Genomic DNA, 14,219 nt, shown 5'->3' with positions numbered 1-14,219 from the left:
CACGTTGTTCCATCATCAAAGTAGATCACTTAATTATGCAAATTGGTATTATTCGCCATTTGCACGAAACGTATGACCAAAAAATAAAGCATTGCTTAGTAGTCGACTAGTCCCATACCAGTAACCTCTAAATACAGGGTCGTCGGTCATGCCGATTACTGTACCTCGTCCGTACGAGTGTGCAATTAAGCCCGCACCACCAGCAACTTGTTCAACATTAACAGCATCGGTAAAGCCTGCCAATAATGGATTTTTAGTGTAGGTAAGCACATTTACAAACGGTGCATCGGAAGCTTCTAGCAACCAAGTACTGTTTTTGAATACAGGCAATGTATTGCGCTTAAGTGAAAATGTAAGCGGATGAGTTAAATCTACATTAGTATTAAAAATAGCACCTGCAATGCGCTGACGCCCTGCTAAATGATCTTTATCACCATAACTTAAACCTGTCGTTTTAAATGCACTCGCTAAATCTTGTCGTGATAGGTAGCTTGCTTTGAGTAATTGCTGATCAGCTAAAAATTTAGCGCCGCCTTTGTGACCCCAAATAACGCCGCCTTTTCTTACCCAGCTTTTAATAGCCACTTTGTCGGCATCAGATAAGCTATTGTAATTGCCATGAGCAAGCACAATATGGCTGTAGTCACTTAATTCGAGTGAGCTTAAGCGATTCATTTCAACAATTGTTGGTGCAACACCTACAAAGCGATCTAAGTAATACCACACTTCACCGACTTCGTACTGGCTTGCGCCTTGCCCGCCAATGAGCAGTACTTTTGGAGCATTAACAACCGCCATTGATCGCGACCCTAAATCGGCCCCTTTGCTTGTTAAGCCTGAGGTAATAGGTTTAATTGCAATACCAAACTCATTTTGTGCTTTATTTAGCAAGGTAATCCAATCTGTATTTGTTTGTAGTCCTGCCGGTATAATAATACTTCCAGGTTTAAAATTAATTTCTTCTGATGTTGATTTAGCCGTTAACGCTTTTAGCGCTACTCGTGCTTTTATACCTTGCTGTAATAGGCTATTTAACATTTTAGGTGCTAAATAATCATCCCACGAAAAACCAAATGCGTAACCCTCGGTGAGTGAAGAAAATGATGGAGTTGCTATTTTTTCCCATGCTTTATCAGCAACCTTTAATCCCCAACTACTTTTAACTTTAGAAAATGGCAGATTAAACGCATGCGCTAATGTCCAGCCTGATACATCGTAAAAAGTATTATCAGTAAAGTTTTTTTGCTCACTAAAAACCGCTTTTACCAAACGGTATTGTGGCTGCGCTAATGGTACAAAGTAGCTATGCGTACTGAAATTCTTACCATCTGCTTTTAATGATTTAGTAAGTGGGTAAGCGTTAACTTGATGCTGCTTTAACAATTCTAAAAAATGCTCAATACGGGTGTTGTCACTTGCACCTTCAACAACATAGCCTTCAAAGCTTTCATCACTGGCTAAATCAGCTGCCTGATTATAAAACTTAGCTTGGTAATCAAGTAAAGCAGTTCGGTTATCAACAGCCGCCTTAAAGGTTGATAAGCTCGTTAATAACTGATTTTTAATAGTAAAAGGAAAAGTCAGTGTACCGTTTATGGTTTCTTGCACATGTCCGCGAGAGCTGGCTTGCTCAAATAAAATACCGACACCACCATTTACATCAGGATAGGTTGAACCTTTACCGTAATAGAAGTCATCAAAGCTTTCTTCGGTAAAGTACAGTGCGTTGTTTTTATCTAACGTTTTTGCGTGATAGTTAGCAATCGCTTTGGTTAAAGTTACATTTTCATCCGGTGTTATTGGGTGTTTACGGCTTGGAATACCTGGTTGAAAAAAGTAACTGCTATTAGGCCCCATTTCATGAAAATCGGTTAAGATATTTGGTTTCCACTGATGAAATTTGGCAATACGCGCGCGCGATTCAGGATGTTGTAGTAATAACCAGTCACGATTTAAATCAAACCAGTAATGGTTAGTACGGCTACTTGGCCAGTTTTCAACATGCTCACGGGTTTTAGGGTCACTTGATAAGTTCATGCCTCGGTTACTGTTGGCCCAATTAGCAAAACGAGCGAGCCCGTCAGGATTAAGTGAAGGGTCAAGTAAAATAACAGTGTTGTTTAATAACTCATCAACTTCATCGCCTTGAGCTGCAGCTAAATAATAAGCCACCAGCAATGATGAGTTACTACCTGATGATTCATTACCATGAACGCTATAACCCATCCACACAACAGCGGGTTCATCTTGGGCTTTATCATTATTATTACTTAAACGTGCCAGATGAGCTTGGCGTGTTTGTTCTATGTTTGATAACTTATTAGCCGCAGTAATTGTTAGCATTACAAGCGGGCGTTGTTCATGCGTGCGGCCAATCACCTCAAAATTTATACGGTCGCTTTTATCAGCAAGTATTTCCATATAACGTACGAGCTGATCGTGTCTCACGTGCCACTCTCCTACTTCGTAACCGAGTACTTGCTTAGGAGTAGGAATTGAAGGGTCAAATTTTACATCTTGTTCAAAATAATACGAAAGTGGCTTAGCTACACTTGAAAAGCTAAGCAACACCACCATTAATGTTAATACCAAACGCATATAAATCACTCAAAAAATGTTCGTTGTTTGCACGCTACCATTGCTTAAAATAGATGCCAACTTTTTACGCTCAACACTAGCCGCAACACGATGAGCGGAGTATGATACGCAGTATCCGAGTAATTTAGTCAAGTATAGATGGTTTTATGATTTCTATTTCCGAAACAGCGCAAGCGCATTTTGCTAAACTATTAGCAGATCAATCACAACAAACCAATATTCGTGTGTTTGTTGTAAACCCTGGTTCATCACAAGCGGAATGTGGTGTGTCTTATTGTCCAGAAGACGCTGTAGAAGCGAGCGATATTCGCCTAAACTTTAACGGTTTTGATGCCGTTGTAGATGCAGAAAGTGCTCCATTTTTAGAAGAAGCTGAAATCGATTTTGTTACCGACAAAATGGGTACTCAGTTAACGCTAAAAGCACCAAATGCAAAGGCGCGTAAAATAGGTAACGATGCATCGTTAAACGAACGTGTACAGCACATGCTAGAAACCGAAGTAAATCCACAACTTGCTAACCACGGTGGTCAAGTAAGCCTTGTTGAAATTACAGCTGCAGGTATAGCTATACTTCAGTTTGGTGGTGGTTGTAACGGTTGTTCTATGATCGATGTAACGCTAAAAGAAGGCATTGAAAAAGAAATGATAGCTAAGTTTGAAGAAATCACCGGTGTTGCTGATATAACAGAGCACGAAGCGGGCGATCACTCTTACTATTAGGCCTTGTAAATGCTAAAGCAGCTTATTTATCGCTTAGGGAGCAACCCTAAGCTGAGCTTAAAGCGCTTTTTTCGCGGCTTAGCACTGTTTGTGCTAGCCGTGATATTCATATCTATTGGGTATTACACTCACTACAGCTTACAAATAATTGGCGTTATAATTTTACTCCCCGCATTATTTTTTGCCGGTTGGGGCTACTGCGGTATTTTTGCTAATCGTTTTTCACAAGTTTTAAAAGATATGGGCCCTAAACACCACGACCCCGATCTCTGGAAATAAACCATTTATTTAGTTTAATCTAATAGCTGATTATTTATTTTTAAGTGGTGATATTTAATTATTAATGTAACCCCGCGCATTAACATAAAACAGCTCATAGCCAGCCATAACCCGTTATTTTGCAAGTCTATAAACACCCAAAACACACCAAAAAAGCCAACTCCAGCTGAAAGTATCATACTGTTACGCATGTTCTTTGCTCGCGTAAGCCCTACAAAAACACCATCAAACAAAAAGCAACTCATGGCCAAAATAGGCAACACTATTAGCCATGGTAAATAGTGTGTTGCCTCTTGAATAACCTCTGGCACATTGGTTAAAAGCTTGATTATACCGCTGCCAAATAATGCAAAAAAAGCGCTATATAAGACGCCAAAAAGCATGCCCCAAAATACACTTATTTTAACCCAAAGCTCTATATTTTTAACGCTTCCTTGGCCTTTAGCTTGCCCTACTTTTGCCTCAGACGCGTAAGCAACGCCATCAAGAGCAAAACTCACCAACATTAGAAAGTTAAGTAAAACAGCATTAGCAGCTAATGTGGTTTCGCCTATACGCGCTGCGTAAAACGTCATAAAACTAAAGCATAATTGCAGTATTAAAGAGCGAATAAATATATCTCTATTCAAACTCAATAATTCAGCCATTTTGCTAATACTCAACCAATTCGGTACATTTAGATCAATGTCTTGTTTTTTAGCTAGTTTAACCACTAAAAACAGTGCAAATACTAAAGCCGTATAATCAGCAATAAGTGAAGCCCACGCAGCGCCTGCAACTGCCCAATCTAAATAAACAACAAAATAAATATCGAGTACTATATTAACGATATTAGTGACGAGTAATAAATAAAATGGGCCTCGACCATAATGTACACCAAGCATCCAACCCAGTAACACTAAATTACACAATGCTGCTGGAGCACTAAAAATACGAATGCTAAAATACTGATACGCTTGGATAAGTACATCGCTATTGGCGGCGGAGAGATAAGCAATAGCGTGCTTTATTAATGGGGATAACACAATTAATAGCACGGCCACTGCGCTTGCAAGCAATAGGCTTCGTTTAAGTAAAGCGGCAAGTTGGGTTAAATCGTTTTTTCCGTATGCTTGTGCCACGAGTCCCGTGGTGCTCATTCTTAAAAAACCAGCAAGCCAAAATAAAATAGATATAACTGCAGAGCCAAGGGCAATACCCGCTAAGTAATGAGCGCTTCCTAAGTGCCCAATTACAGCAGTATCAACAATTCCTAACAACGGCACTGTGATATTTGATAGTATCATCGGACCCGCTAACAACAGCAAGCTTTTATGGTGTGCCTTATTATGTATAAGAAATTGTTTCATTTAGTATTATTTATCCTCATTAGTGTATCTGTGCGGGCTCAAGCAGCCGTTATTTTACAGTATCATCATGTTAGTGAAACCCTACCCGCTGTAACAAGCGTTAGCGCCAATACATTCACTAAACATTTGAGCTATTTAAAAGAGCACAACTTTAACGTTATTCCTCTTAATGACTTAATAAACGCACTTCAGCAAGGTGAAACCTTACCTGATAAAACTGTCGCCATCACCTTTGATGATGGTTATAACAATAACTATGAACAAGCCGCGCCTATTTTAGAAAAGTTTGGCTACCCGTACACTATCTTTGTAAATCCTAAATTAATAGACGAGGGCATGAGCTACGTAATGGGGTGGGATAAGCTCAAAGAATTATCTAAAAAAGGGGCATTAATAGCCAATCATAGCGGACAACATGATTACTTACACCTTAAGCTTGAAAACGAAACCGATGCACAATGGCAATCACGTATTAAGCAAGATATTATTAGCTCTCAAAAGCGTATAAAAGAAGAAATAGGCCACGACTATAAATACTTAGCATACCCGTATGGTGAGTTTAATAACGAGCTGCAAGCACTTGTGACAGAGCTTGGTTTTGTGGGTATTGGTCAGCACTCCGGCGCTGCAAATAAAGACTCTAATTTTAGCCGCTTACCGCGTTTTCCTGCATCAGGCTTTTACAGCAAACTAGAAACTCTTATTACTAAACTTAACTCACGCGCGTTTAATATCACCAATTTAACTTATCAAGATAGCGTTACACAACAAAATCCACCCACGCTCACAATTGAATTTAAAATGGGTGACTTTCATAAAAGCCAATTTGCCTGTTACGTATCAAGCGTAGGCCAAGCAGATTTAAAATGGGTAAATAAAAATACAGTCGAAATAACCTCACCAAAGGTGCTTAATAAAGGGCGATCTCGTTTTAATTGTACGGCCCCTTCTATTTCTAGCCCTGGTGATTATTTTTGGTTTTCGCAGCCTTGGGTAATTGAAGCGCCTAAACTTTAACTGCCTGATGTAATAGTCGCTGGGTTATTTTATCCAGCGCAACTATCTCGTCCGCTGCATTTAACTCAGCGGCAGCCTTAGGCATACCCCATACCACCGATGAGTACTCATCTTGAGCCAAGGTATACGCACCGTTTTGTTTTAGTGCAAGTAACCCTTTTGCGCCATCACTCCCCATCCCTGTTAGTATGGCTGCAACTACGTTTTTAGCTCCTGTCTCAACTAATGAGTTAAACAGCACATCTACCGCAGGTTTATGTCTGTTGACCGGCTCGCCATCATCAAGCTGGCAATACAAGCTAACACCTCGCTTTTTAATACTTAAATGAAAACCACCTGGTGCTATATAAGCCCAGCCAGTGCTAAGCTTATCGCCATGTTCAGCCTCTTTCACATTTATCGTGCATGTACGATTCATTCGCTCAGCAAATGAGGCGCTAAACACAGGAGGAATATGCTGAGTAATTACAATGGGCGGGCAATTTTGTGGCATTTTAATAAGTACTTCTTTTATAGCCTCAGTTCCACCCGTTGAAGCACCTATCGCAATTACTTTATTAAGTAAAAACTGAAAATGAGTATTAATAGGCTCATTTGTGATGGCTACTTTTTTATAGCTTCTTACTCTTGCTCCAGCAGCTATTCGCACCTTTTGCTGGACAAGTGATGCATATTGGCTCAATTGCTCTCTTACGTTGTTAGTCGGCTTAGCTATAAAATCAACAGCCCCTAATTCGAGTGCTTCTAATGTGATAGGAGAGCCTTTTTGAGTTAGTGTTGAAATCATCACTACTGGCATTGGCCTTAATCGCATTAAGTTTTTTAAAAAACTAATACCATCCATTTTTGGCATTTCGACGTCGAGCGTTAATACATCAGGACTGAGCTTTTTTATCATTTCACGAGCTTCGTAGGGATCCTCAGCGCTACCCACTACTGTAATATCTTCAGCTTGTTGTAATATTTCAGTGAGTAAACGCCTTATTAAAGGAGAGTCATCAATTATTAATACTTTAATCATGCATACTCCTAAAACAGCTCTATATCAGTCACTACTTCTTGCTTTTTAAGATTTTGTAAATAACGGACTTCGCGTTTTTCAATCGTATTGTTGTGTAGGTTTTTAAGCTTTTTCATATGAACTTTACCGGTATTCGGATGAAAAAATATTTTCCGCGGCCATGGTCCACCCATATCGTGGGCAACTAGATTTAATGCCTCTTCTTTAATATACGCCGCTGCAAAACTAATATTACCTAGCCCTATATCCGTCATCGCACTAATAATTTTACCCCCGCCAAAAAGCTTTACTTTTAGGTTGCATCGAGACGCGCCATTTTTTAAAACTTCATTTATAAGATACTCCATAGCCCAGTTGCCGTAACGACAACTTAAACTATGCGCATTTTTAAGGTCTGCCCCTTTTTGAATTGGCAACATAAAATGATTCATGCCCCCAATTCCTAGCACTTCATCATAAACGCAAGCCGCAATACACGAGCCCAAAACAGTAGAAATCAGCTCATTATTTTTAGAAACATAAAACTCACCCGGAAGCACTTTAGCAACAACGCTACCTCGGCCCGAGTCCCAATATCGTTTAATATGTTCAAAGTTAGGTAATACCGGCCTAAACTCTGCGTGCATTTTGTCCCTTTTGGTACATAGTTTTCCCTAAATTTTTAAATTGCGTATGCTCTTTTCCCATACTTTCTGAGTGACCTAAAAACAAATAACCTTGTTCATTTAATATATTGGCGTAACGTTTAAAAAGCTGATCTTTTGTTTCTTTATCAAAGTAAATAACAACATTACGACATAAAATAAGATCAAATGATCCTTTCATTGGCCAATCTTGCAATAAGTTTAAACGCTTGAATGAAATAGACTCTTTTAGTCTATCTTTAACTTTATAGTTTTCACCGTCTTTACTTTTTAAAAACCAACGCTTAAGTTGCACGTCATCTAAGCCGTTAACATTCGCTGCGGTGTAAATACCCTTTTGTGCTTTTGCCAATACATTAGAATCTAAATCGGTTGCTAGTATTTTTACATCCCAATTGCTCGGAAATGCATTATTTAAAGTCATCGCCAAACTGTAGGGCTCTTCTCCTGTTGAGCAACCTGCAGACCAGATTCTTACTCGCTTACTATTTTTATTTGCCTTTAAGAGAGCAGGTACAAGCTCAGATTTTATAAATTCAAAGTGGTGTATTTCACGAAAAAAAGACGTTAAGTTAGTTGTTATTGCATTAATAAAGGCATCAAACTCCTGATCTTTATGGCTATTTAAATACTCTAAATAGGCTTTAAAGTCAGTTAGTTTTCGCTCTCTAATACGTCTTGCTAAGCGTGAATAAACCATCTCTCTCTTATGTTCACCTAATACAATTCCACACGCGTTATAAACTAAGTTAGCAATTTCTTTAAAGTCGCGTTCGGTACACAAAAACTCTTTCATTGGTCGCTCTCAATTAAGCCTACCGAATAACACCTCGCTGTGATTATGTATCCAGCGAGGTATATTAAGAAGATTGGTTATTAAAACTCTTCCCATTCATCAGCAGAGTCTACAAAGTTATCGCCTCTGGGCTTATTACTCACAAAGCTACTTTGCGATCTATGAGATAATTTAGGCGTGTGCATAGTCGGCGAAATCATTGCCATCTCTTGCTGGCCTATTGAGAAAAAATTGAGTAGTCGACGCATCTCATTAGCTTGCTCAGCCATAGACTCGCCTGCTGCAGAAGCTTGCTCTACTAAGGCAGCATTTTGTTGCGTCATTTCGTCCATTTGGGAAATGGCTTTATTAACTTGCTCTATACCCGCACTTTGCTCTTCAGATGCCTCTGTAATATCAGAAATCATTTGTGTCACTCTTTGCACCGACACAACAATTTCTTTAAGTGTAGCGCCCGACTCATTAACTAATTGAGAGCCATCGGCTACTTTGCCTACGCTATCTCTTATTAACTCTTTAATCTCTTTAGCTGCACCTGCAGAGCGCTGTGCTAAATTACGCACTTCACCTGCCACGACGGCAAAGCCTCGACCTTGTTCACCCGCTCTTGCAGCTTCTACTGCAGCATTAAGCGCTAATAAATTAGTTTGAAATGCTATTTCATCAATGACACCAATAATGTCTGCAATTTTCTTGCTCGACTCATTAATTGCCGACATGCTCGTAACGGCTCTATTAACAACCTCACCACCTTGAATCGCTTTTTCGCATGTTTCTTCTGCTAGATCGTTCGCTACTTTTGCGTTATCAGCATTTTGACGAACGGTACTGGTCATTTCTTCCATACTTGACGCTGTTTCTTCAAGTGACGAGGCTTGCTCTTCTGTACGTTGGCTTAAATCAGCATTACCTTGAGAGATTTCTTCTGCACCACTGGCTACTAGCGTTGCCGATGAGTTTATGCGATTAATCACTTCCGTTAACTTATCTGCCGTAGCATTTGCGTCGCGTTTAAGCTTATCAAATGAACCTTTATATTCTTTTTCAATACGTTTTGATAGATCACCACTTGCCATCGCATCGAGCATATTGCCAGTGTCGGCAACTGCATCATCAACTATTTTAACTAAGCTGTTTAGCCCTTGAGCCAAACGTAAAAAGAACCCTTCCTTCCCATCTTCCGCTACTCTTGTATCTAATTCGCCATTACCTGCAGCACCAATAAGCTCAGCAATTTCTTTTTCAAGCGCAACTTCATTGGTCCTATCTTCCCACTCAACAATAGTGCCTAAATGCTTTCCGTCTTGACTAATCCAAGGTGAAGCAATCAAGGTGAAAGTGACACCCGCTAAAAGTAATTCGGCTTTATGAGGCTTATCGAGATTTTTTAATAAATCGCGCTGATGGTTAGGGTGTTTATGAAAATCATCAACACAGGTGCCAATTAAATTATCAACAGAAAAGCTTGGTAATACAGTTTGTAATTCTTTCTCACGTACTTTTAGCATTTTCTGAACACGGTCGTTCACAAATACTATATTGAGATCTTTATCAGCAATCATTACATTAGCTTGGCAAACTTTAAGCGCATTTGCTAAATCGGCTGCTTTGCGAGATGCTTTTTCAAGCTCTTTTTGTTCAGTAATATCAGATGCATATTTGATCACTTTAAACGGCTTACCGTTCATATCATAAATTGGGTTATAAGAAGCCTGGATCCAAACCTCCTGACCCTGTTTCCCTATTCTTAAATATTCCCCTGAATCAAATTCACCGCGACCTAGTTTGGCCCAAAACTCTTTATACTCGATACTATTTGCATGTTCGGGGTCAATAAAAAGCCTATGGTGCTGACCTTTAATCTCACTGAGTTGATAGCCTAGCGCATTTAAAAAGTTATCATTGGCATCAATAATGGTGCCATCTAAATTAAATTCGATAACCGCTTGGGATTTACTTATAGCGCTAATTTGTCCAGAAGCTTCTGCTGAAATTAACTTTTGTTCAGTCACGTCGGTGGCAAATTTAACGACTTTTAATACTTGCCCTTGCTCATCAACAATTGGATTATAAGTTGCTTGAATCCATACCTCAGTTCCACCTTTTGCATTACGCTTAAACTCATCTGAGATAAACTCGCCGTCACGCAAGCGTTGCCAAAAGTTTTTATAGTCGTTGCCCTGAGCTTCATCTGGGTCCACAAACATAGAGTGATGCTGGCCTTGAACCTCTTCAAGACGATAGCCCATCGCGTTTAGAAAGTTCATATTTGCAGTAATTATCTTACCGTTAGGTTCAAACTCAATCACCGCTAATGATTTATTTAATGCGTCTACAATTAAATCATTACTTGATTTTGACTGCTTTGGATTACTAAACCATCCCATGCTCATCACCACCTTTAAGTTTATTATTCATTTAGTTTCTGTTTGCTAAATATTCATTGTTTTTTGCAGGTCAATTAGCGCTACCATTTTTTCACCAACATTCACCAACCCAGCTACATATTCACAATTATTCGACTCAGATAAACTAGGAACCGCTTTCGCATCTTGCTCCGCAATACTGTAAACATCAGAAACGGCATCAACAGCAACACCTATAATTTTGCTACCTAGTTCAAATTCTATTTTAACAACGATAACAACCGTTAATGGCCCATAGTCGACACTTGGTAATCCAAAGCGCAACCGTAAATCAATAATTGGCACTATTGTTCCACGTAAATTAATAACGCCTTTTACAAATTCAGGCGCATTGGGCAGTACTGTAATTTCTTCCCAACTGCGAATTTCTTGTACTGTTAAAATATCAACGCCGTATTCTTCATCAGCCATAATAAAAGTTAAAAACTGTTTTACACCTTGCTGTTGCTGAAGATTTAATTGATTACTTAACTGGCTTTGCTCTGAGCTCATAACGCCTCCAAAGTGGCTTGCGTTTCAATCGTTAGTTCTTGGCTACCTGGTTTTTTTAAACCTGAGAGCTTTATTAAGCCGCTAACGTCAACAATCAGTGATACACGCCCATCGCCTAAAATAGTGGCTCCTGATACGCCATCAACTTTGTGATAGTTAGCCTCTAAACTTTTAATAACAACCTGTTGTTGAGACAGTAAATCATCAACTAATAAACCGACCTTTTGATTATCTGTTTCTACAACAACAAGTAGCGTTTTATCGAGTGATTCAATGGCATTTTTATGATTAAAAATATCGTAGAGCCTTAAAATAGGAATGTATTCGTCCCGAAGCCTCAATACATCAAGGTTTTTACCCACTCGACTCACTTTAGCAATATCAATTTGCAGAGATTCCACAATAGAAATGAGCGGAATAATATAAGTATGCTGAGCCACCTTAACTAATTGCCCATCTAAAATAGCGAGAGTAAGTGGTAATCTAATAGTAAACGTAGAACCAACACCGGGCTCTGAGGTTACCTCTACTGAGCCATTTAAAGATTGAATATTTCTCTTAACTACATCCATCCCAACTCCACGACCAGATAAATCACTTACCTCATCCATTGTTGAAAAGCCGGGCATAAAAATAAGCTCATTTATTTCATCGTTATTGAGGTGGTTATCAGCTGGGATTAATTGGTTAGCGATGGCTTTTTCTTTTATTTTTTTTGTATTTAACCCCTGCCCATCATCCATTATTTCAATAACAATGTTTCCACCCTGATGAAATGCATTTAAGGTTACTGTGCCAACGGGATCTTTACCTGCCGCCAGCCTTTGCTCAACAGTCTCTAATCCATGATCAAGTGAGTTCCTCACTAAATGGACCATAGGGTCGGATATTTTTTCCATTACTGTTTTATCAAGCTCGGTTTGCTCTCCAATCAACTTTAGCTCAACCTGCTTGTTTAGCTTTTGTGCTATATCTCGCACTAATCGAGGAAAACGGCTAAATACAAAGTTTATCGGGAGCATACGAATGCGCATCACATTTTCTTGTAAATCACGCGTATTATGGGCAAGTTGCGCTAGGCCTTCTTGTAGTAAAGTGATTGTGGCTGGTGTGATTTCTTGTTCGCTAAGCTGATTTAGCATAGCTTGTGTAATAACAAGTTCACCAACCATATTTATTAACGAATCCACTTTATCAATGCCAACACGAATGGAGGTGGATTCTGGTGTACTTGCAGGTTTTTTTTCTTTATTAGCAGCCGGTTGCTGAGGCTTACTTGGTAACTCAGCTACTTTTATTGAATCGGATTCTTCAAGCTCAACAGCTTTAGATATCTCACCTTGATTAGGTTGTATTTGCTCATCATTGCCAAATAGGCCTCCGCATAATTCAATTTTTATGTCGGCATCGTCTTCTACCCATTCAAATACTTCTTTTATGGTTTTTTCATCATGGCTAGTATCTAAAAAAAAGCGCCAATGTAAAAAACATTCATCACTACTTAAATCGGTGATTTCTGGAACTTCATCGTAAAATACTGTGGTTTCTAACTCACCTAGCTCTTCAAGCTCACTGATCATATACAGTGGCTCGTTTCCTGTTTTAAATAAATGATGATGGGGTTTAAAGTCTATTTGATAGGTGTTACTACTTGTTTGCTCGCCAAAGCTTTGAGGTTTATTTTCTTGTGTTTCGTTTTTCATTCCAAGTACATGTTCAAATTGTACTTTTAACAAATCTGCCTCAGTTAAATCTGGCTCTTGCTCACCTTGAAGTGCAGCAAGTAAAGCGCGCAAGCAATCCACAGCTTTGAGTAATAAATTGACATGCTCGGTACTAAGCTCTCGTTCACCTTGGCGAATTTGATCCAGTAGTGTTTCAAGTACATGAGTAAAGTCAGCAACGGAGCTAAAGCCAAAAGTGCCACTGCCTCCTTTTATTGAGTGAGCAGCTCTAAAAATAGTGTTGATAGTTTCTAAATCTTCCTCACCTGGCACTAAGTTTAATAGCTCAGCCTCCATGGTATCTAGGCCTTCAAAACTCTCTTCAAAGAAAACTTCAAAAAATTGACTTAAATCTATACTCACACTGCGCTCCTTAGCGAATAACTTTTTTAATTACCGCTAGTAGCTGATCGGGATTAAATGGTTTTACAATCCAGCCTGTTGCACCAGCAGCTTTACCCTCTATCTTTTTTTCTAAGCCCGACTCTGTAGTAAGCATTAGTAATGGTGTAAATTTATAACTCGGTAAAGTACGCAGCTCTCGTATTAATGTAATTCCATCCATTATTGGCATGTTTACATCTGAGATCACGGCATCAAAATCTTGTTGCTTGGCAATAGCGAGAGCTTCACTGCCATCTTTAGCTTCGGTTACATCAAACCCGGCAGTTTTTAATGTAAAGCTCACCATTTGACGCATCGATGCTGAATCATCAACCGCTAAAATTCTTTTCATATATACCCCTAACTTTTACTTTCGGTTGTTAAGTATTGGCTTAAGCCAAGTTTATTAATTGTATGCGTTAAGGCCTCGCTACTGCCTACCCATATTATTTTGTGCTGTATAGTAAGTAGGTGTTTTTGTAAGGCGCATAAAAGTTGAATTGAGGCAGTATCAGCAGAAATCACATCGTTAATATCAAGACAGATATCATCGTTGCTATTGAGTTCGTGTAGTAAGTCTTGATGTAGTGTTTCAACTTGCGTAATAGCAAGTTCGCTCGGAAGTTTTAGCATTTAGTAAGTGCATTCCCTGTCAATTCAATTCATAACAAAAGCTTAGCCCTAGTTATTAAAATTGCCATAAAATGCTTAATTAAATTTAACCTGTCGTTAAAATACAAAAAAAGGAGCCTAAAGCTCCTTTAAAA

The 14,219-nt window shown here is 39.1% G+C and carries 13 protein-coding genes; 3 read left to right on the top strand and 10 right to left on the bottom strand.

The window, feature by feature from the left end; genetic code table 11:
- Positions 1–48: 48 nt before the first annotated feature.
- A complete protein-coding gene (locus I6F44_RS12795) occupies positions 49–2,598 on the bottom strand; it encodes a M14 family zinc carboxypeptidase (protein ID WP_197173903.1) in 2,550 nt (849 codons plus the stop codon).
- Positions 2,599–2,744: 146 nt separating this feature from the next.
- On the opposite strand from I6F44_RS12795, the gene nfuA reads away from it, so the two are divergent.
- Together nfuA and I6F44_RS12785 are read left to right on the top strand one after the other, a co-directional pair.
- On the top strand, positions 2,745–3,320 hold the full coding sequence (nfuA, locus tag I6F44_RS12790) for a Fe-S biogenesis protein NfuA (protein WP_007584966.1): 576 nt from the start codon (positions 2,745–2,747) through the stop codon (positions 3,318–3,320).
- Between the two features lie 9 nt (positions 3,321–3,329).
- Positions 3,330–3,599: a hypothetical protein gene (locus I6F44_RS12785; RefSeq protein ID WP_002959572.1), complete on the top strand. Its 270-nt coding sequence runs from the start codon at positions 3,330–3,332 to the stop codon at positions 3,597–3,599.
- Between the two features lie 14 nt (positions 3,600–3,613).
- Here the strand turns inward: I6F44_RS12785 and I6F44_RS12780 are convergent, their stop codons facing one another.
- Positions 3,614–4,885, bottom strand: coding sequence for an MATE family efflux transporter (locus I6F44_RS12780; RefSeq protein ID WP_024591683.1), 1,272 nt, complete (start codon positions 4,883–4,885; stop codon positions 3,614–3,616).
- A gap of 42 nt (positions 4,886–4,927) precedes the next feature.
- On the opposite strand from I6F44_RS12780, the gene I6F44_RS12775 reads away from it, so the two are divergent.
- Positions 4,928–5,965: a polysaccharide deacetylase family protein gene (locus I6F44_RS12775; protein WP_197173902.1), complete on the top strand. Its 1,038-nt coding sequence runs from the start codon at positions 4,928–4,930 to the stop codon at positions 5,963–5,965.
- On the opposite strand, the gene I6F44_RS12770 is transcribed toward I6F44_RS12775, so the two are convergent.
- From I6F44_RS12770 to I6F44_RS12735, 8 genes are all read right to left on the bottom strand, one after another.
- Complete coding sequence (locus tag I6F44_RS12770) at positions 5,955–6,986, bottom strand: protein-glutamate methylesterase/protein-glutamine glutaminase (protein WP_197173901.1); 1,032 nt, start codon at positions 6,984–6,986, stop codon at positions 5,955–5,957. The genes I6F44_RS12775 and I6F44_RS12770 overlap by 11 nt on opposite strands.
- Before the next feature lie 8 nt (positions 6,987–6,994).
- A complete protein-coding gene (cheD, locus tag I6F44_RS12765) occupies positions 6,995–7,612 on the bottom strand; it encodes a chemoreceptor glutamine deamidase CheD (RefSeq protein WP_197173900.1) in 618 nt (205 codons plus the stop codon).
- A complete protein-coding gene (locus I6F44_RS12760; protein WP_197173899.1) occupies positions 7,596–8,426 on the bottom strand; it encodes a CheR family methyltransferase in 831 nt (276 codons plus the stop codon). The genes cheD and I6F44_RS12760 overlap by 17 nt, the downstream gene beginning before the upstream one ends.
- 80 nt (positions 8,427–8,506) lie before the next feature.
- On the bottom strand, positions 8,507–10,813 hold the full coding sequence (locus tag I6F44_RS12755) for a methyl-accepting chemotaxis protein (protein WP_197173898.1): 2,307 nt from the start codon (positions 10,811–10,813) through the stop codon (positions 8,507–8,509).
- Positions 10,814–10,858: 45 nt separating this feature from the next.
- Complete coding sequence (locus tag I6F44_RS12750) at positions 10,859–11,344, bottom strand: chemotaxis protein CheW (protein WP_007584959.1); 486 nt, start codon at positions 11,342–11,344, stop codon at positions 10,859–10,861.
- Positions 11,341–13,431, bottom strand: a complete 2,091-nt coding sequence (locus I6F44_RS12745; RefSeq protein WP_197173897.1) for a chemotaxis protein CheA — start codon at positions 13,429–13,431, stop codon at positions 11,341–11,343. Before I6F44_RS12745 ends, I6F44_RS12750 begins: the two co-directional genes overlap by 4 nt.
- A 10-nt stretch (positions 13,432–13,441) precedes the next feature.
- Positions 13,442–13,804: a response regulator gene (locus I6F44_RS12740; RefSeq protein WP_007584956.1), complete on the bottom strand. Its 363-nt coding sequence runs from the start codon at positions 13,802–13,804 to the stop codon at positions 13,442–13,444.
- A gap of 8 nt (positions 13,805–13,812) precedes the next feature.
- Positions 13,813–14,085 carry an STAS domain-containing protein gene (locus tag I6F44_RS12735; protein ID WP_002959595.1) on the bottom strand — a complete coding sequence of 91 codons (273 nt, stop codon included), beginning with the start codon at positions 14,083–14,085 and terminating at the stop codon, positions 13,813–13,815.
- Positions 14,086–14,219 lie beyond the last annotated feature (134 nt).

Origin of the sequence: Pseudoalteromonas sp. NZS11_1 (assembly GCF_015864275.1) — a bacterium.
Lineage (GTDB): Bacteria > Pseudomonadota > Gammaproteobacteria > Enterobacterales > Alteromonadaceae > Pseudoalteromonas > Pseudoalteromonas arctica.
The sequence above is the reverse complement of the archived record's forward strand: the minus strand, read 5'-3'. Positions and strand labels throughout refer to the sequence as shown.